Consider the following 17,569-nt stretch of genomic DNA (forward strand, 5'->3'; position numbering starts at 1 on the left):
TTGTGACCGTGACCGATCCCCTCCCCCGTCCCACCGATCCCCCCCTCGCCTGCTCCATCGACGCGCTGTCGATGTCGCTGCAGATGCGCGACCCCTATACCCGTTTCCACTGCGACCGCGTCGGCACGATGTGCGAGCAGCTGGGACGCTACTGCGACCTCGATGCAACCGACCTGTCGCACCTGGCCCTTGCCGCGCGCTTCCACGACATCGGCAAGATCGGCATTCCCGACAATGTCCTGCTGCATCCGGCACGCCTGGATGACGATCAGCGCGCGATCATGCGCACGCACCCCGAGCGCGGCGAACGCATCTTCGCCGCTACCGGCCGCGCCGATGCCCAGGCGGTGGCACGCCTGATCCGCGGCCACCATGAGGCCTACGATGGCAGCGGCTACCCCGATGGCCTGCGTGGCAGCGACATTCCGCTGGCCGCCCGCGTCCTCACCGTCGTCGACGCCTGGGATGCCATGACCAGTGAGCGGCCCTACCGCGATGCGATGGAGCGCAGCCGCGTCATGTTCCTGCTGGAGGACGCTTCCGGCGGCATGATCGATCCACAGGTCCTGGGTGCGTTCCAACACCTGCTGCGCCGCGAACCGGGCCTGGGCTGAGTCCCTGCGGTCGGCCCACAAAAAACCCGGCAATTGCCGGGTTTTCTGTGTGCATCAACCGCGCGCGATCACCAGATCACGACACGCTTGTCGTCGGCACGCACCATGCCGTCGCCGGCCTTGCACGCGAATGCCTGCGCATAGGCGGGCATGTTCGACGGCGCGCCGTTGGCACGGAAGTTTGCCGGCGCGTGCGGATCGGTGTTCAGGCGCACGCGCAGCTCGCCTTCGGTGAAGTTGCGGCGCCACACGGTAGCCCAGTTCATGAAGAAGCGCTGGTCCTGGGTATAGCCGTCGACCGGCACGTTCACCTTCGGGTCTTCCTTCAACGCCATCTGCAGCGCGTCATAGGCCACGGTCAGGCCACCCAGGTCACCGATGTTCTCGCCCAGGGTCAGCTTGCCCTTCACATTCACGCCCGGCAGCGATTCATAGCCGTCGAACTGCGCAACCAGCTGGTCGGTCCGCTGGGTGAAAGCACTGCGGTCGGTGTCGGTCCACCAGTTGTCGAAGTTGCCGTTGGCGGCGAACTGGCTGCCCGAATCGTCGTAACCGTGCATCATCTCGTGGCCGATCACCGCACCGATGCCGCCGTAGTTCAGCGCCGGATCGGCCTTGGCGTCGAAGAACGGCGCCTGCAGGATCGCTGCGGGGAACACGATCTCGTTCTTGGTCGGGTTGTAGTAGGCGTTGACGGTCTGCGGCGTCATGCCCCACTCGGTCTTGTCGACCGGCTTGCCGATCTTGGCCAGCATGAAGCGGTAGTTGAACGCACGCGCGGCCTGCATGTTGGCCAGGTAGCTGTCGCCGTTGGTCTCCAGGCCCGACCAGTCACGCCACTTGTCCGGGTAGCCGATCTTCGGCGTGAAGCTGGCCCACTTCTCCAGCGCCTTCTTGCGGGTGTCTTCGCTCATCCACTCCAGCTTCTCCAGACGCGCCTTCAGCGCGACCGAGAGGTTCTCCACCAGGTGCTGCATCGCCACCTTGGATTCGGCCGGGAACACGGCATCGACGTACAGCTGGCCCAGGCCTTCGCCGATGGCGCCATTGACCGATTCCAGCACGCGCTTCCAGCGCGGCTGCATTTCCTTCTGGCCACGCAGGGTGGTGCCGTAGAAGTCGAAGTTGGCCTTCTCGAAGGCGCTGCTCAGGTACGGCGCAGCGTCATCGATGGTGTGGAAGCGCAGGTAGGCCTGCCAGGTGGCGGCCGGCACGTCGGCCAGCATCTTGTCCACTTCGCCGAAGAAGGCCGGCTGGGCCAGCGAGAACTTCTGCGCGGCCGGCACCTTCAGGGTGTCGAACAGTGCGGTCCAGCTGAAGTTCGGGGTCAGCTTGTCGGCCTCGGCGGCGCTCATCGGGTTGTAGCGCTTGGACGGGTCACGCAGCTCGATGCGCGACAGCGAGGCCTTGGCCAGACGGGTTTCGAAGTCCAGCACGGCCTTGGCCTGGGTCTTGGCCTGCTCGGCATCGACGCCGGACAGCGTCAGCACCTGGGCGATGTAGGCCACGTAGGCGTCGCGGATCTTGGCCTGCGCATCGTCGACGTAATAGCCCTTTTCCGGCAGCCCCAGGCCGCCCTGGCCGACGTAGGCGATGACGTTGGCCGAATCCTTGTAGTCCGCATTGCCGAACAGCGAGAACAGCACGCCCTGGCCCTGCGCCTGGCTGTCGCGCAGATACTGGGCGATGGTGGCGGTGTCCTTCAGCGCCGCGATCTTGTCCAGCTGCGGCTGCAGCGGCGCGATGCCGGCAGCTTCGATCTTCGCCTCGTCCGAACCGGTCTTCCAGATGTCGCCGATCTTGGCTTCCACCGAACCGGCCTTGGCCTGGCTGGCGGCCGCCTGCTGGACCAGCGCGTGCTGCACTTCCAGCGAGCGCTCGCGCAGGATTTCGAAGCTGCCCCAGGTGGTCTGGTCGTTGGGCACCGGGTTGGCCTTGAGCCACTTGCTGTTGACGAACCCGTTGAGGTCCGTGCAGGCCGCGATGGTCGGGTCCAGGTCGGCGCTGTTGAGGGAGATCAGCGCGGTCTTGATCTGCGACTGGTCGAAGGCCGGCCTGGCAGCGGCATCGGCCGTGGCCGCAGAGGTGGGTTCAGTCTTGCCGCACGACGCCAGCGACGCGGCGATGGCGAGGGTCAGGCCCAGCGGGACCAGTTTGGACAACTTCATTCGACTCTCCGGCTACGGATGGATGCAACGCCCGGATGGCGGGCAATCACGGAGCGTAGCGCGGGAGGGGAAGCTCGGGACCGGCCAAAGGTCACCCCCCTGCCACGGGGGGTGCGGGGCAGCCTCCCCCTGGCGGTGGGTGCGGGGCGTCGGTCCGCACGGGTCTGCCCACATGGAGCGCCAACGGCAGCCGGGCAGCGCCCGGCTTTGCCTGGCGCGACCTGCCGCGGGTGGAGGGGCGCTACTTCGCCTTGCCCTGATTGGCCACGGCCTCGGCGGCCCTGCGTGCCGCTTCCGGGTCGCCCAGGTAGCGGAACGACTGCACGGTGAGGTCGTCGTTGAGCTCGAACAGCAGCGGGATACCGGTCGGGATGTTGAGTTCCAGGATGGCTTCCTGCGACACACTGTTGAGGTACTTGTACAGCGCGCGCAGCGAGTTGCCATGCGCGGTGACCAGCACGGTCTTGCCGTCCTTGAGCTGTGGAGCGATCGAATCGAACCAGTACGGCAGCACGCGGTCCAGCGTGGTCGCCAGCGATTCAGTGCCCGGCAGCGCATTGCGGTCCAGACCGGCGTAACGGCGGTCGTGGATCGGGTGGCCCGGGTCTTCGCGGTCCATTGCCGGCGGGGGGATGTCGTAGGAACGGCGCCAGATCTTGACCTGGTCCTCGCCATGCTTCGCGGCGGTCTCGGCCTTGTCCAGGCCCTGCAGGCCGCCGTAGTGACGCTCGTTCAGGCGCCAGCTCTTGCTGACCGGCAGCCAGTCCTGGTCCAGCTCGGCCAGTGCCCCCTGCAGGGTGTGGATGGCGCGCTTGAGCACCGAGGTGTGCGCCACATCGAACTGCAGGCCTTCCTCGCGCATCAGACGACCGGCGGCGGCGGCCTCACGGCGCCCCTGCTCGGTCAGCTCCACGTCCACCCAGCCGGTGAAGCGGTTGTCCAGGTTCCACTGGCTCTGGCCGTGGCGCAACAGTACGAGTTTCCGGGTCACTGCAGTATCTCCGACAGATGGCAAGGCAGGCGGGCATTGTAGCGGCAAGCCCGCCCGGCCCGCCTGCGTACGCCACGGTCATGGGTGCGGATGGCCGTGATGGCCCTGCGCGTCCGGGCCGCTGCGGCGGCGCTCGCCCGTGCCGCCGTGAACATGCGTACCGTGGTCGTGATCGTGGCCGTGGCCGTGGCCGTGGCCGACATGATCGTCTGCATGGGCCGGCCGCGGCGCGCCCACACTGCAGGCATCGCCGCAGTGGTCGGCTTCGATCTGCAGCGTCACATGGTCGATGCCGAAGCGTTCGTGCAGCGCCGCGCCCAGGTCGCGCCGCAGCCGGTCCGGGTCCACGCCGGTGCCCATCACCACGTGCGCGGTCAGCGCCGGCGTGCTCGAGGCCAGCGCCCACACATGCAGGTCGTGCACATCCACCACGCCGTCGTGGCTGCACAGCGCGGTGCGCACCGCTGCCACGTCCATGCCCTTGGGCACGCCTTCCAGCAGCACGTTGATCGCCTCGCGCATCAGCACCCAGGTGCGTGGCAGCACCCACAGCCCGATCAGTACCGCCAGGATCGGATCGATCGGCCTCCAGCCGGTCCACTGGATCAGCAGCGCCCCCAGGATCACCGCCACCGAGCCGAGCATATCGGCCCAGACTTCCAGGTAGGCTCCCTTCACATTGAGACTCTCGCCGCTGCCGGCTCGCAGCAGGCGCATCGAAATCAGGTTGATGACCAGGCCGAACGCGGCGATCACCAGCATGCCGGTGGAGGCGATCTCCTGTGGCGCGCGGAACCGCTCGATCGCCTCGTACAGGATGTAGCCGGCCACCACGAACAGCATGCCGCCGTTGATCATCGCGCCCAGCGCTTCCAGCCGCGCATAGCCATAGGTGCGCTTGGCATCGGGCGGGCGCCGGCTGAGCCGCACGGCCACCAGCGCGATCATCAGCGCCAGGGTATCGGTGGCCATGTGCGCCGCATCGGACAGCAGTGCCAGGCTGTTGGTCCAGAAGGCGCCCGCCACCTCGACCAGCAGGAAGGTGGTGGTCAACCCGAGCGCCCACCACAACGGTTTTTCGTGGCGGATCTCGCTGGGCAGGTGATCGTGATCGTGGGCCATGACAGTACCTCCGGAACAAGGAGCGCAGGTTAAGCAGGGCGTGCGGCGGAGACTATTACACTTGTGCCGGCGTTCATTCTGTAACTTCATTACAGCCGCGCACGGCCGCTAACGTTCGACGGCCTGTGTGGCGGGAAGAGCAATCATCGTGGATAACGTTCCAAACCTGGACGAGGCCAGCCGACCGCTGGCCGATGCCTGGCAACATACCCTGCAGTCCACCGGCGCGGCGGCCGCGTCGCTGCTGTGCGCCCTGGCCGCCGATTCGCCGCCGGAGCTGGCCCACCACTTCTACGACGTACTGCTGGAGGACCCGCGCGCCAGCCGCTTCCTGTCGCACGACCAGGTCCGCCTGCGCCTGAAACCGGCCATGCAGCGCTGGCTGTGCCAGCTGCTCACCGCGACCCCGGCCAGTATCCCGGCGCTGGTGGCGGCGCAGCGCGTGATCGGCGATGTGCACGCGCGCGTGGGCATTCCGGTGGATCTGGTCACGCGCGGCGCGCGGGTGCTCAAACAGCGCCTGTTCGAGCGCATCGTGGCGCAGGCACCCAGCAGTGCGGTGGCGTTCGAGGCGATCGCCTGTCTGAGCGCCTCGGTCGACATCGCGCTGGAAGGCATGACGCTGGCGTACACGCATGCGCGCGAGCGCTCCTCGCGCACCGATGCAGCCTACCGCCTGTTCTCACTGGTACAGAACGTCAGCACCGAACGCGAGCGCCAGCGTGCGCTGCTGCTCGACTGGGAAAACGCGCTGCTCTACGCGATTGCCAGCCAGGCCAGCGACGCCGACACCGTCGACCTGGCGCACTCCGAGTTCGGCCTGTGGTTCACCCACAAGGGCATTCCCAGCTTCGGCGAAAGCAGCGAGACCGCGCAGGTCGGTGCCCTGATCGCCACGGTGGATGCGCAGTTGCGTGCCGCCCAGGCGCATGCCGACGTGGGCGCGCGCTTCGCCGCCCTGCAGGGCATCCGCGAGCAGCTGGCGCGCATACGGACGCTGATGAGCATGCTCTTCGAACGCATCGGCGAGCTGGATGCGGGCAGCGATGCGTTGACCAACCTGCTCAACCGGCGCTTCCTGCCGACCGTGCTGCGCCGGGAAATCGAGCTGGCCAACAGCACCCACACGCCGTTCTCGGTACTGCTGCTGGATCTGGACCATTTCAAGGCGATCAACGACGCGCATGGCCATGACGGCGGCGACCGCGCCCTGCAGCACGTCGCCGCCCTGCTCGGCCAGCTCACCCGCGGCAGCGACTACCTGTTCCGCTACGGCGGCGAGGAGTTCGTGGTGGTGCTGGTGGCTGCCACGGCGGCACAGGCCGAGGTGATCGCAGAAAACCTGCGCAAGCACATCGCACAGACCCCGGCGCAGCTCGCCAACGGGCAGCCGCTGGCACTTACGGCCAGCATCGGCGTGGCCGCGCATGAGGGTCACCCGGACTACGAACGGTTGATGGCCCGCGCCGACGCCGCCATGTACCAGGCCAAGAAGCGCGGCCGCAACCAGGTCGTGCTGGCCAGCGACGACCTGCCCGAGCCGCCCGGCAGACGCGGTCTGCAGCGCGGCTGAGGGGGCATCACTGCGCTCGACGGCGCAGCCAGCGCGACAGCAGGCTGCGCCAGTCGCCGCCGAAGGAAATGACGGCCGACGCGCAGCGGGGACAGCGGCGGACAACGTCCACGCCTCCCAGCAGGCAGTCACTGCGCGGGCGGACCCAGCGGAACCAGCGGCACGCGGGGCAGAGGTACATGCGGGCGGGAGGACGGATCATGTGAGTGCCGCTGTGGGGCGGTCAGTCGGCCGCCGCTTCATCGCGCACCCGCTCGATCAACGCCTGGGTCTTTGCGATCACCACCCACAAACCGACCAGGGCAAGGGCATTCTTCAGCATGGCACTTCCTTTACAGCGTTGGAGGAGCCTGTATCGTGGCCCGGTGGCGCGACGATCTGCGTCGCAGCGCCACCGGCCCGCTTGATGCCTCAGTGGGGCAGCCGCTTGAGCTCGGCGTCGAGCGCGAGCGCTTCCTCGTTCCAGGCCTGGAACTGCTGGCGACGCTCCTTCACCACGGCCGTTTCGGCCTGCATGGCCTGTGCGCGGGCCTCCAGCGCCTGGTAGTCCGGGAACAGACTGGGCACGGCCTGCTCGCCCTGCAGCATCGTCAGCAGGTCCGCGCGCTGGTCCTCGAACGAGGTCACCATCGTTGCGATGAGCGTCTGGAAGGCTTTCTCGCGCTGGGCTTCGTTCCAGCTGTCCCAGATTTCCATCGCGGCGCCCACGAACACCAGCGCGCCGTTGGCCGCCTTGGCGAACTTGACCGCTCCCCAGGGCTTGAACTTGAGCGCCTTGCCCACGCCGTCCATGCCCAGCGCTTTGGCTGCCCCCACGATGCCATCGCGGGCGGCCAGTACCGAGCCGTTGTTGATCAGATTGCCCTTCAGGACGTACTGCAGGCCCTGCTTGCCCATGTCGCGCATCACCGCATTGATGTGGTTGACCTCGGTATCCACGTCGAGCTGGACCTTGGCCATCTGCAGGTTGACACCCTTCACGCGCTGCTCGAACTCGTTCTGCAGGCGGGTGGACAGCATGATGCCGTCGGCGCCGATCTCGCGCTCGTAGAAGTCGGTGAAGGTCTGGCGGTCCACGCCCTTGGCCTGCAGGATCAGCCCGGCGAAAAAGTCGGCAACGAAACCCCGCAGCTCGACCAGCGTCTCGGTGACATCGCCCCTGGCCTGGACAAGCTGCTGGTTCATGCGCTCGGACAGCGCTTCGGCGCGCTGCAGCTTCTCGGCGATGCGCGCATCGTTCTGCCGGGCAACCGGAAGCTGCTTGTCAAGCACATCGCGGATCACGCTGCGGCGGGCCTCTTCCACCAGCGCCACCGCCCCGCCACTGCGTGCGATGCGCTGCCGGGTTTCCTGCTGCAGCACCCCGATGCGCGACAGCCGATGGTAGGTGTCCAGCTGTGACAGCCAATGCGGCAATCCCATGTCGAAGGGGTTGGCCGCCACTGCCACAATCGACAGGTCGGCTCGCTCGGCCGCGTCCAGTGCGAGCAGGTCGGTCAGGCGTCCGGCGACGTTGTCGCGTTTGATCGCCAATGCCGCCTGGTAGCTCTGCTCGTCCTCCACGTCGGCCACGTCATCGAAGCGACTCAGCACGAACACCGTGCGCGGCAACAGGTCGAGGGTGCGGAACAGCCAGATCAGCTCGTCGCGGTGGCTTTCCTTGACCGGATTGACCGAGTTCATCACGTACAGCACCAGATGCGCCTGGCTGACGTAGCGCCGGGTGATGTCCTTGTACTTCTCGACCTCGTGGGTGTCGGCACTGATCCGGTCCTTGAAGCCGAACAGCCCCGGCGTGTCGATCAGCGTGAAGTCGTCGCCCACGTCATAGACCTTCACCTCGTTGGAGGACTCCTGGTGGCTGATCTTCATGCTCGCCTCGTCGAGCTGCTCCAGCCACGCCGCCGCGATGGAGGTCTTGCCTTCGGAGAACCCACCGATCAGGGCGACCTTGAGCTTCTCGCCCGCGATGCCGTCGCGCACGGCCACGAGCTTGTCGATCAACGACGGCTCCAGCGTGATGCCCAGCGCGCTGCCGCGCTCGAGGAACTGGATCAACTTGCCCAGCACATCACTGGCCTGGGACTGCTGCGCCTTGAAGGCGCTCAATGTGGTTTCCATCAAAGGGTTCCTTGTGCGTGGATCCGGGAGGAGAGCTGCTGCAGGTTGCGGGTGGATGTGATCAGCACCTGGTTGAGATGATCGACCTGCTCGACCGGCGCGCGCAGGGATGCCTGGATACCGGCAACCACGGCATCCAGCTCGGCGAAGGCCTCGTTCAGCCCGTCCTCAAGACGACGTTTGAGCTGATCGGCCGCGCTGGCGATGTTCTCGTCGACCGTCTTGCGCTGCTGCGTCTGGCGGAACTCGCTGCTCAGGAACCCACGGATCGCCTTGTAGGCCGAGAACGCCAGCGTCAGCGCGGACGGGATCATCAGCAGCCAGCCCGCCGGGGTCCAGAGCAGCACAGCACCGCCGATCAGCGTGGCGATGAGGCTGCCGATCTGGATCCCGTGATCGATGTTGATCTTCAGGTTGATGCGGCTGTCCAGGCCGCCCACGGCCATGCCGCGGCACGCGTCGAGCAGTTCCTCCGCCTGCTGCCGGAACGTCTCGATGATCGAGGCGATCTCCTGTTCGAGGCGGTCGCGCTGTGCGGCCATCGCAACGCCGACATCCTCCACGAGCTGCTGGGCTTCGCGCGCCATGCAGTCCTCCAGCGTACGGGTGAACGCCTCATTGCCGTGGTCGCCCTCGATGTAGGCGTACATATGCTCGCGTACGCGCACGGTGTAGCGGGCAATGCAGGACCGCCCCTTGTCGCGCAGCCGCGCCCGCATCGACTTCACCGCAAGGCCGATCTGGCGCACGGCGCCGTCGGCGTCCTCGGCCAGACTGCTGGACAGCGGCTGGAACCGCTCCTGCTGCAGCGTGGCGATGCTCGCCGCAACCGTGTCCACCACCTCGCGCGCTTTGTTGAAATTGGAACGCTGGATCTTGGCCTTGCAGTCGTCCACCAGCTCCGTGGTCAGGAAGGTCTGGAACGCGGTGAAACCGCTGCGCAGCAGCAGTTCATCGGCCGTCATCCGGTCCAGGAACTTGCGTTGGGTGCGTGCGATGTCCGAGCCGGGCACCAGGTGCCGTGCGTTTGCCAGGAAGGCAGGATGCGCGCTGACCGTGCGGCTGCCGCGGTACTGGTCAACCAGCACGCTGGCCACGCGCCCGTCGAGGTCGGCCAGGCTGGCCGCCTCGTCCTCGCTGGTGAGCCGGGCGGCCTGCAGCTGCATCGGGTTGGTCACGCGCTTGTTGTACAGCGTCCAGACTTCGGTCTGCGGCCCCAGATGGCGTGCGATCTTCTCCAGCGTACCCGGCCGCCCGGCCTCGCCCTTCTGCGGTGCGGTCGGCTTGCCGGTGACGTAGAACACGGCGTGGGCGGTCTGTACCGCACTGTCGATGTGGTCGTGCACCTTGGCCTCGTCGCCTTCGATGCCTGGCACGTCCAGCAGCACGAACGAGTGGCCGTTGGCTTCGAAGGCGAAGCGCCCGGTGGCGACGGTGAAGTCCGAGCGCCCATCGCCGATGATGCCGCCGTCCGCGTAGTCGGTCAGTTGCTGCAGCGCTTCGCGCTGGCGCATCTGCCGCTGCTCGTCTTCCAGCAGCTGCTGCCGCACCTGGGCCACCCGCGCCTGCTGCGACTGGCGCGCCGCCTCGCGCTCGGCGTTCACATCTGCCAGCCGACGCTGGGCGTCGTGCAGCCGGGTGTCCTTCGGGGTCCGACGAAGGACCGCCAGCAGGCGTGTCCACCACGACGACGCAGGCGCCGAGGCCGCTTCGGCCTGCAAGGTGGCGATGTCATCCAGCAGCGCGGTCTGGCGCGAATCGTACTGGATCATGGCCGTCTCCTGCCCGGCCTGCAGCGCCGCGAGTGCATGGCGCGCCTCGTCGATGCGTCCCTCCAGTGCGGCGATGTCCGCCTCACCCAGCCCGTGCTCGCGCTGGAGCTGCTCGAACGCCTGCTGTGCATCGCGCTTGCTGGTTTCGCCGAGCGCGATGCGCAGCGCTTCGATGAGCGTGGACTTGCCGGCGTTGGTCTCGCCGTAGAAGGCGATGGTGAAGGCATCCCATTCCGCATTGCGGTCCAGCGCCTGCACCTGCTCATCGATGCGCTGGCGGAAATCGGCCAGCAGCGCCACGGCGGCGCGGGTATGCGCCTCAAGCTGCGGGTGGGCGGACGGGACATCGAAGCGGGTGAGAATGTCTTCGACGTCGCGCGCAACATGCCGGTAGATATCCGTCGGCGAGTTCAGGTCGGTGGTCACGTGACTGTCCATTTTCATGCGTTGCTGAAGAATCGGGAAAGAAGTGGCAGGGCGCGGACATGCGCGGCAACCGCCGGATCAGCCGGGGACGCCATCCGAACACGCGGCTGCGACAAGCTGCGCCGCAGCGTCGGGCGACAGCCCCTGCAAGGCGCTGCGCAGGTGCTGCAGGCGCAGCGCATCGGCGAGCGCGGTCGGGGCCAGCACGCGCACGGAAGGCCCCAGGCCCATCAACCACCAGCGCAGCTGCGAGGTGTCTTCAACGTCGGCATGCAGGTGGAATCCGCCGGTGGCGGCGTCATGGGCCAGTTCCTGGTCGATCGCCAGGGCCGCCTCGCCGAGGTGCTGGCCGAGCGCGGCATCGACCCACAGCGACAACGCGATCCGCCCGTGCCGTTCGAAGCCCGCCGCCACCTGCGGCAGCGCGGACGCCAGGGCGGCAGCGTCGCCACTGTCGGCATCGGCGTCCAGCCGCACGGCGGCAGCGATGCGATGCAGCGCCAGCATGCTGCGCGTGGATCTGCCGTCGATGCGCGCGACCAGGTACGTGATCGGGCCGCGCAGCACGATGCCCAGCGGATGCAGTACATGCGTGCGGGCCTGGGCGCGGCCACGCGCGAGGTAGTCCACCTGCAGCTGTTGCCCGCCGTACAGCGCCTGGTGAACCGCGAGCAGGACCTGATCGTCGATGCGCGGCGGAATCAACGGCTGGTTGGCATCCACGCGCGCCACACGGGCATCCCAGCGCGCAGTCGCGCTGCGGCCGAGTCCCTTGGCGAGGGTGCGCTCGGCCTGCTGGAACAGTGGCTCCAGCTCGCGCCACTGGTGCAGCGGCAACAGATCACGCAGGTGGCCGCGGGCAGTGAGCAGCACCACCGCCTGGATGGCCGACATGCCCGGCAGCGAGAACGCCTTTGCATCGCGCTGCCAGCTCCAGCCGAAGGGCCGCTCGCGCTCGTCGCATTCCAGCGGGAACACCGCCGACAGTGCCTGCAGGTCACGTTCGACCGACCGTTTGGTGATCGGGTAGTCCGACGCCAGGCGGTCGGCGAGTTCGCCGGCGGTAATCCGCTGGGGTGCGGGCGGCAGCATGTTCAGCAGGGCCCACTGGCGGGCCAACGTTCCCTTCGCGTCCTTTCTCAACATCTGCTCCGCTTCATCCTGAAGATCCGTGGCCCATCGACCACAGCTGCCATCTCGCCCTGACCACCGCCCACTGCCGTACGCAGGTCACCGCATTGTTATCGGCAGCAGCCGACCGATATTTAGCCTGCGCTGCGTGCGGCAGGCAAGCCAGCCGATCGTGGCGTGCGGCAAGGCATGCCGCCGCATGATGCGTGGTCCGCGGCGGCGGGGCGGCGTAGCATCGCCGGGCGCGGCGCGTCTGCCCGCACCTGCAAGGAGTCCCCGATGTCCACCCGTTCCGTCCTGTCCTGCGGCGTCCTGCGCGGACTGCGCGTCATGCTGCTGCTGGTGCCGCTCGCTGCGACCGCGCGCGAGGTACCGCCGCCCGCCGACCACGTGGACGCCGATGGCCCGTACGTGTTCACCACCGCAACGGGCCTGGAGGCGCAGTGGGTGTGCAACGACCACGTGGTGCGCCGCACCCTGCCCGCCCGCCGCGCGGGTACCGTGATCGCACCGGAATGCGGTTACGCCCATCCCCTCACCGTGGTACCCGCGCAGACCGCCGCTGCGGCGCGGCTGCCGGCCACGCCGCGCATCGTCGCGCTGTCGGACATCCACGGCCAGTACGACCTGCTGGTCAGGCTGCTGCACGCCCATCGTGTGATCGATGCGGCAGACCGCTGGTCGCTCGGCGATGCCACGCTGGTGGTCGCCGGCGACGTCTTCGATCGCGGGCCGCAGGTGACGGAAGCCTTCTGGCTGCTCTACAGCCTGCAGGAGCAGGCACGCGAGGCCGGCGGTGCCGTGCATTTCGTGCTCGGCAATCACGAGACGATGGTGCTCTACGACGACCTGCGCTACGTCAACCCGAAATACCTGCGCAGCGCCGCGCTGCTTGGTCGATCCTATCCCGCGCTGTACGGGGCCGACAGCACGCTCGGCCAGTGGCTGCGCACCCGCCCGGCGCTGCTGCAGATCGGCGACACCCTGTTCCTGCACGGTGGCATCGCGCCGGAGAATCTGGACCTGGTGCGCGACATGGCCACCACCAATGCCACCTACCAGGCGACGCTCGGCCTGCCCCGCGACCAGGTCAAAGCCGCGCCGGACAGCGCGCGCCTGTTTGATGGCAAGACCAGTCCGATCTGGTATCGCGGCTACTTCGATGGCCGCCTGGATACCGATCAGGTCCAGGCGCTGCTCACGCAGCTGGACCTGGCGCGCATCGTGGTGGGCCACACATCGATGCCGCACGTGAGCAGCTTCCACGGCGACCGCATCATCGCCATCGACAGCAGCATCAAGGACGGCGAGAACGGCGAACTGCTGTTCATCGAGAAGGGGGTGCTCAGCCGGGGCCTGCTCGACGGCCGCCGGGTGCCGTTGGCTGAAGGCACCCTTGCCGTGGACGACTGAGCGTCGGCAGCGGGCCTTGCATGGCGTGCGACAGTTGTCTCACACTTGCGACATCACTCCCGGATGCCGTGACCGACATGTCCCGACTGCCAACGCCGTCCAATGCCGAGCTGGAACTGCTCAAGTGCCTGTGGCGCAGTGGCGCCTGCAGTGCCCGTGAACTGCACAACGGCGTCTCCGCCACCCTGGCGTGGTCCTATTCGTCCACGCGCAAAACGCTGGAGCGCATGGTCGACAAGGGCCTGGTCGCCGAAGTCGCCGAGCATGGCCTGAACGTCTATCGGGCCAGGGCCAGCAAGGTCGCCACGCTGGCGGCGCTCAGCGCCGACTTCGCCCGACGTGTGCTTGAGATCGACGGCGCACTCCCGGTGCAGGCGTTCGCCGACAGCCGCCTGCTCAGCGACGCCGAACTGACCCAGTTGGAGGCACTGCTGCGCGATCCCGACCAGGATCTTCAGCCATGAGTCTGTCTGCGCTGTCGCCGTGGGTTCTGCACCTGTCCGGCAGCCTGCTCGGAGCCGGTCTGGCCTGGGCACTGGGCATCGCGCTGCACCGCCTGCTGCGGCTCTCCACTGCCACGCCGCGCTATTGGCTCGGGATCTGGCTGCTTGCGGTGGTGCCACCGTTGCTGGCCGTCGCGCTGGCCACTGCCGCCCCCATGCAGCTCGCCGCCCTGCCCGCTCCGCTGTCCCTGCCGATTGCGCTGGACGAAGGAGCCGCTGGCGGCACCACCATCCCGGCGCCGATGGCCGGGCTCGGATGGCCGTCGCTGACCCACGTGGCCTTGGCCGCCTATCTTGGCGTGGCCACCGTGCTGCTGCTGCGCCTGCTCGGCGGCATGCGCAGCGCCGCACGGATCGTGCGCCTTGCCACGCCGGTCGCAGACAGTGCATGGCCCGGCAGGCTCAGTGGCGACACGGCACGGCAGTTGGCCGACAAGGGGATTGCACTGCGGGTCACCGGTCAGGCCATGACCCCCTTCGCCGTGCGCTGGCCGCATCCCACCGTGGTCATGCCCGCCGATGCGCTGCTGCGCTTCAACGACCGCCAGCTGCGCCTGGTCCTGCGCCACGAGGCCGCGCACCTGTCGCGTCGCGACCCGCAGCGGGCCGCTGTCATGGCGGTGACCGGCGCGCTGTTGTGGTTCAACCCCTTCGTGCGGCTGATCGCCGCGCGCGTGCAGATGGCCGTCGAACTGCACTGCGATGCCGAGGCGCTGCAGGGCGACGACGACGCCCGACGCGATTTCGCCAGCGCCTACCTCCAGGCACTGCGCATGGCCGGGCATGGCGGCGCGCCCACTGCGCTCAACGCGCTGACCCACCGTGAGGTGGCCGGCCACCGCCTGCGCATCCTGCACATGCTGCAGGGCGATGGTGCGCGCCGGTTGCCGCGCGCTGCATGCGCCCTGCTCGGTGCCGGCGCGCTCGCGGCGGGTGCCATGCTCACCCTGGCCCAGGCCGTTGCAGCCACCACACCGGCACAGATCGTCGCCGTGGCCGGGATTCGCACCACCACGGCAACAGGCGGCGCACTGCGCATTCCACCGCCGCTGCGGTTTGCCGCGCCATTGGCCCAGGCCAGGATCACCGGCCAGTTCGGCGATACCGGCGGTATCCGCCAGCGCGCGCATCGCGGCACCGACTTCAGCGCCCGCGTCGGAACGCCCGTGCTGGCGCCCGCTGACGGCACCGTGCTCATCGCCACCGATGCGTATCCCGAGGGACCGCAGTACGGCACGGTCGTGGTACTCGATCACGGCAACGGTTGGCAGACGCTGTTCGCCCACCTCGATGCCACTGACTTGCAGGCTGGCCAACGGGTGCGCGGCGGCCAGCAGATTGCCCGCAGCGGCAGCAGCGGACGGGTCACCGGGCCGCACCTGCATATGGAGATGCTGCGTCACGGCGAACGCGTCGACCCCCAGCACCACTTGAACTGACCGCCCGCCACACCTCGCCGTTCGATCCACCGTTGCCGTTCGTTTTCGCCTTCCTGGCCGCAGGAGGGGTGGGTATTGCCCATCGCATGCCTGCGCCAGCCCACTGCACGGACCTCGCGCATGCCCCGTTCCGCCCTGTACCCGCTCGCCCTGATGCTGCCGCTGTACGCCGTCGTTCCCGCCGCTGCACAGCCCGCGCCGTCCACCTCCCCACCCACCACGCTGGACACCGTGCAGGTGCAGGCCGCGTCCTACGACGCACGCCGCGACGATACCGCCACGCGCATCGTGATCGGTGCGCGGGAGCTGCGGCAGTACGGCGACCCTGCGCTGATCGATGCGCTCAAGCGCCTGCCGGGCATCAGCGTCGTGCCGGGCGCACCGGGGCGTGCAGGCACGGTTTCCCTGCGTGGACTCGGCAACGGCTACACCCAGATCCTGATCAACGGCCAGCGCGCTCCATTGGGATTCGATCTGGACGCACTCACTCCGGCGATGGTCGAACGCATCGAGATCCTCCGCGCTCCCACTGCCGACCTGCGCGGCGAAGCGATCGCCGGCACGCTCAACATTGTGCTGGTGGCCGGCGCACGCAAGGACGCCGCATCGCTGACCGCCGCGTGGGGCGTATCCAACGGCCGCAACACGCCCTCGTTGACCTGGCAGCGCAGCCGCAATGGCCGTGATCGCAGCAGCACGGTGACCGCCACCGCATCGCGCCGGGCGTTCCAGGTTGACGAACGCACCACCGAAACCGGTCACGACAATGCCGGTGGCACCACGATGCTGCGCGACAGCCGGTTGCAGGCCCGTGGCGCACGCGAAGCCGTGTCGCTGGCACCGAGCCTGGACCTGCGGCTGGGCAACGGGGATTCGCTGACGCTGCAGGCACTGGCCGACGCCAGCCGCTTCCACCGCGCGGTCGACATCGACTGGAACACCCTGTTGGGCCCTCCCCTGCAGCACGACCATTACCGGCAGCGGACGGAGATCGACGTTGCCCAGCTCGGCGGCAGCGCCACCTGGACGCACGGCCTGGCTGCTGGCGGCAGCTTCGTCGGCAAACTGGCCGTGGGCGGCAATCGCGAGCGCTACCGCTATCGCGAGCAGGGCTACGACACGGTGGGTACACAGAACCTGGACGACCACACCGACGCCCGTCTGCGCGTGCACAACATCAACAGCACCGGCAAGTACGCGCTGCCCGCCCACGGACGGCACACTGTGGAACTCGGGTGGGAAGCCAGCGTGGACGGACGTGATGAAACGCGCCTGCAGCGGCTGCTGCCGATCGGTGGCCCCCCCGGCAGCGCCAGTGACCTTTCCTTCGATGCCCGGGTACGCCGGCTTGCACTCTACGGCCAGGACGAGATGCAGCTCAGCCCCCGCTGGTCGCTGTACCTCGGCCTGCGCTGGGAGCATATCGACACGCGCAGCGTCGGCAGTGGCTTTGCCGCGGTCCAGCAACGCGACCACGTGCTGTCGCCCGTGCTGCAGTCCCTGTGGAAGGTGCCGGGCCGGGACGACCAGCTGCGGGTGGCAGTGAGCCGCACCTACAAGTCGCCGACGCTCGCCTCATTGATTCCACGCCCGTACACCTCGACCAACAACCGCCCGTTGAATCCGGACGAGCAGGGCAACCCCGCCCAGCGTCCGGAGCTGGCCACCGGTGTGGACATCGCCTACGAGATCCAGGGCAGGGAGGGCACCCAGCTCAGCCTGGGCGCCTATGCGCGCCGCATCCGCAACGTGGTGCGCACCGAGACGACGTTGATCGATGGACGCTGGGTCGCATCGCCCCGCAATGGCGGCGATGCCACCAGCACGGGCCTGGAGATGGATGCGCAGCTCGCACTGGCACGCTGGATCGACGCCGCACCGGAGGTCACGCTGCGCGCCAATGCCACCCGCAACTGGTCGCAGGTGCAGGACGTGCCAGGGCCGGACAACCGGCTGGACAAACAACTGCGCTTCACCGGCACGGTGGGCGCCGACTACCGGCTCAACACGCGCTGGACCACCGGGATCACCTACACCTGGCGCAATGGCGGCCCCACGCGGATCACCGCCGGGCAGATCGACACGACCGCTGATGGACGCGAACTGGACCTGTACGTGCTGTGGACGCTGTCGACGCGCAGCAAGCTGCGTCTGAGCGCCAACAATCTGCTGCAGCGCGACCTGCTGTCCGGGCAGGAGCTGCGGGACGCGCTGGGCCGGCAAACGCTGGAACGGCGGCGCAGCGGTGTCCCGCTGTGGCGGGTGCAGTGGGAACGGCAGCTCTGACCGGCCGCGC

At 68.2% G+C, this 17,569-nt stretch carries 13 protein-coding genes; 6 read left to right on the top strand and 7 right to left on the bottom strand.

The annotated features are described in order from the left end of the window. Positions 1–8 precede the first annotated feature (8 nt). Positions 9–614, top strand: coding sequence for an HD-GYP domain-containing protein (locus tag OC534_RS16740; protein ID WP_037591213.1), 606 nt, complete (start codon positions 9–11; stop codon positions 612–614). Between the two features lie 68 nt (positions 615–682). On the opposite strand, the gene OC534_RS16745 is transcribed toward OC534_RS16740, so the two are convergent. The 3 genes from OC534_RS16745 to OC534_RS16755 all read right to left on the bottom strand — a co-directional run bounded on the left by OC534_RS16745 (position 683) and on the right by OC534_RS16755 (position 4,895). Next, positions 683–2,782 carry a M13 family metallopeptidase gene (locus OC534_RS16745; RefSeq protein WP_262072212.1) on the bottom strand — a complete coding sequence of 700 codons (2,100 nt, stop codon included), beginning with the start codon at positions 2,780–2,782 and terminating at the stop codon, positions 683–685. A 241-nt stretch (positions 2,783–3,023) separates the two neighbouring features. After that, a complete protein-coding gene (gene gpmA, locus OC534_RS16750) occupies positions 3,024–3,773 on the bottom strand; it encodes a 2,3-diphosphoglycerate-dependent phosphoglycerate mutase (RefSeq protein ID WP_262072213.1) in 750 nt (249 codons plus the stop codon). 78 nt (positions 3,774–3,851) lie between these two features. Continuing rightward, on the bottom strand, positions 3,852–4,895 hold the full coding sequence (locus OC534_RS16755; RefSeq protein ID WP_262072214.1) for a cation diffusion facilitator family transporter: 1,044 nt from the start codon (positions 4,893–4,895) through the stop codon (positions 3,852–3,854). 148 nt (positions 4,896–5,043) lie between these two features. Here OC534_RS16755 and OC534_RS16760 point away from each other — a divergent pair, with 148 nt between their 5' ends. Further along, positions 5,044–6,468 carry a GGDEF domain-containing protein gene (locus OC534_RS16760; RefSeq protein WP_136004352.1) on the top strand — a complete coding sequence of 475 codons (1,425 nt, stop codon included), beginning with the start codon at positions 5,044–5,046 and terminating at the stop codon, positions 6,466–6,468. Positions 6,469–6,475: 7 nt separating this feature from the next. Here OC534_RS16760 and OC534_RS16765 read toward each other — a convergent pair whose 3' ends face one another. The 4 genes from OC534_RS16765 to OC534_RS16780 form a co-directional block, all read right to left on the bottom strand. Further along, positions 6,476–6,670, bottom strand: coding sequence for a hypothetical protein (locus OC534_RS16765; RefSeq protein ID WP_136004354.1), 195 nt, complete (start codon positions 6,668–6,670; stop codon positions 6,476–6,478). A 209-nt stretch (positions 6,671–6,879) separates the two neighbouring features. Further along, a complete protein-coding gene (locus OC534_RS16770; protein ID WP_166472768.1) occupies positions 6,880–8,589 on the bottom strand; it encodes a LeoA/HP0731 family dynamin-like GTPase in 1,710 nt (569 codons plus the stop codon). Then, a complete protein-coding gene (locus OC534_RS16775) occupies positions 8,589–10,787 on the bottom strand; it encodes a hypothetical protein (RefSeq protein ID WP_262072215.1) in 2,199 nt (732 codons plus the stop codon). The genes OC534_RS16770 and OC534_RS16775 overlap by 1 nt, the downstream gene beginning before the upstream one ends. A gap of 78 nt (positions 10,788–10,865) precedes the next feature. Continuing rightward, complete coding sequence (locus OC534_RS16780) at positions 10,866–11,933, bottom strand: WYL domain-containing protein (RefSeq protein WP_136004360.1); 1,068 nt, start codon at positions 11,931–11,933, stop codon at positions 10,866–10,868. A 315-nt stretch (positions 11,934–12,248) separates the two neighbouring features. On the opposite strand from OC534_RS16780, the gene OC534_RS16785 reads away from it, so the two are divergent. The 4 genes from OC534_RS16785 (at position 12,249) to OC534_RS16800 (ending at position 17,559) form a co-directional block, all read left to right on the top strand. Next, entirely contained in the window at positions 12,249–13,331 is a 1,083-nt protein-coding gene (locus tag OC534_RS16785; protein WP_262072224.1) for a metallophosphoesterase, read from the top strand. Positions 13,332–13,408: 77 nt separating this feature from the next. After that, entirely contained in the window at positions 13,409–13,795 is a 387-nt protein-coding gene (locus OC534_RS16790) for a BlaI/MecI/CopY family transcriptional regulator (RefSeq protein WP_017356044.1), read from the top strand. After that, positions 13,792–15,273 (top strand): M23/M56 family metallopeptidase, encoded by a 1,482-nt coding sequence (locus tag OC534_RS16795; RefSeq protein WP_262072216.1) that lies wholly within the window; start codon positions 13,792–13,794, stop codon positions 15,271–15,273. The genes OC534_RS16790 and OC534_RS16795 overlap by 4 nt, the downstream gene beginning before the upstream one ends. Positions 15,274–15,393: 120 nt before the next feature. Then, complete coding sequence (locus OC534_RS16800) at positions 15,394–17,559, top strand: TonB-dependent receptor (protein ID WP_262072217.1); 2,166 nt, start codon at positions 15,394–15,396, stop codon at positions 17,557–17,559. The last annotated feature ends 10 nt before the right edge of the window (positions 17,560–17,569 follow it).

It is taken from the genome of Stenotrophomonas sp. Marseille-Q5258, from assembly GCF_946900935.1.
Classification (GTDB): Bacteria; Pseudomonadota; Gammaproteobacteria; order Xanthomonadales; family Xanthomonadaceae; genus Stenotrophomonas; species Stenotrophomonas nematodicola.

Bases quoted from the DNA above. Each gene is read 5' to 3' on its own strand.
- OC534_RS16745 (WP_262072212.1), bottom strand. From the start codon at position 2,782: ATGAAGTTGTCCAAACTGGTCCCGCTGGGCCTGACCCTCGCCATCGCC.
- OC534_RS16755 (WP_262072214.1), bottom strand. From the start codon at position 4,895: ATGGCCCACGATCACGATCACCTGCCCAGCGAGATCCGCCACGAAAAA.
- OC534_RS16765 (WP_136004354.1), bottom strand. From the start codon at position 6,670: ATGATCCGTCCTCCCGCCCGCATGTACCTCTGCCCCGCGTGCCGCTGG.
- OC534_RS16770 (WP_166472768.1), bottom strand. From the start codon at position 8,589: ATGGAAACCACATTGAGCGCCTTCAAGGCGCAGCAGTCCCAGGCCAGT.
- OC534_RS16780 (WP_136004360.1), bottom strand. From the start codon at position 11,933: ATGTTGAGAAAGGACGCGAAGGGAACGTTGGCCCGCCAGTGGGCCCTG.
- OC534_RS16785 (WP_262072224.1), top strand. From the start codon at position 12,249: ATGCTGCTGCTGGTGCCGCTCGCTGCGACCGCGCGCGAGGTACCGCCG.
- OC534_RS16790 (WP_017356044.1), top strand. From the start codon at position 13,409: ATGTCCCGACTGCCAACGCCGTCCAATGCCGAGCTGGAACTGCTCAAG.
- OC534_RS16795 (WP_262072216.1), top strand. From the start codon at position 13,792: ATGAGTCTGTCTGCGCTGTCGCCGTGGGTTCTGCACCTGTCCGGCAGC.
- OC534_RS16800 (WP_262072217.1), top strand. From the start codon at position 15,394: ATGCCCCGTTCCGCCCTGTACCCGCTCGCCCTGATGCTGCCGCTGTAC.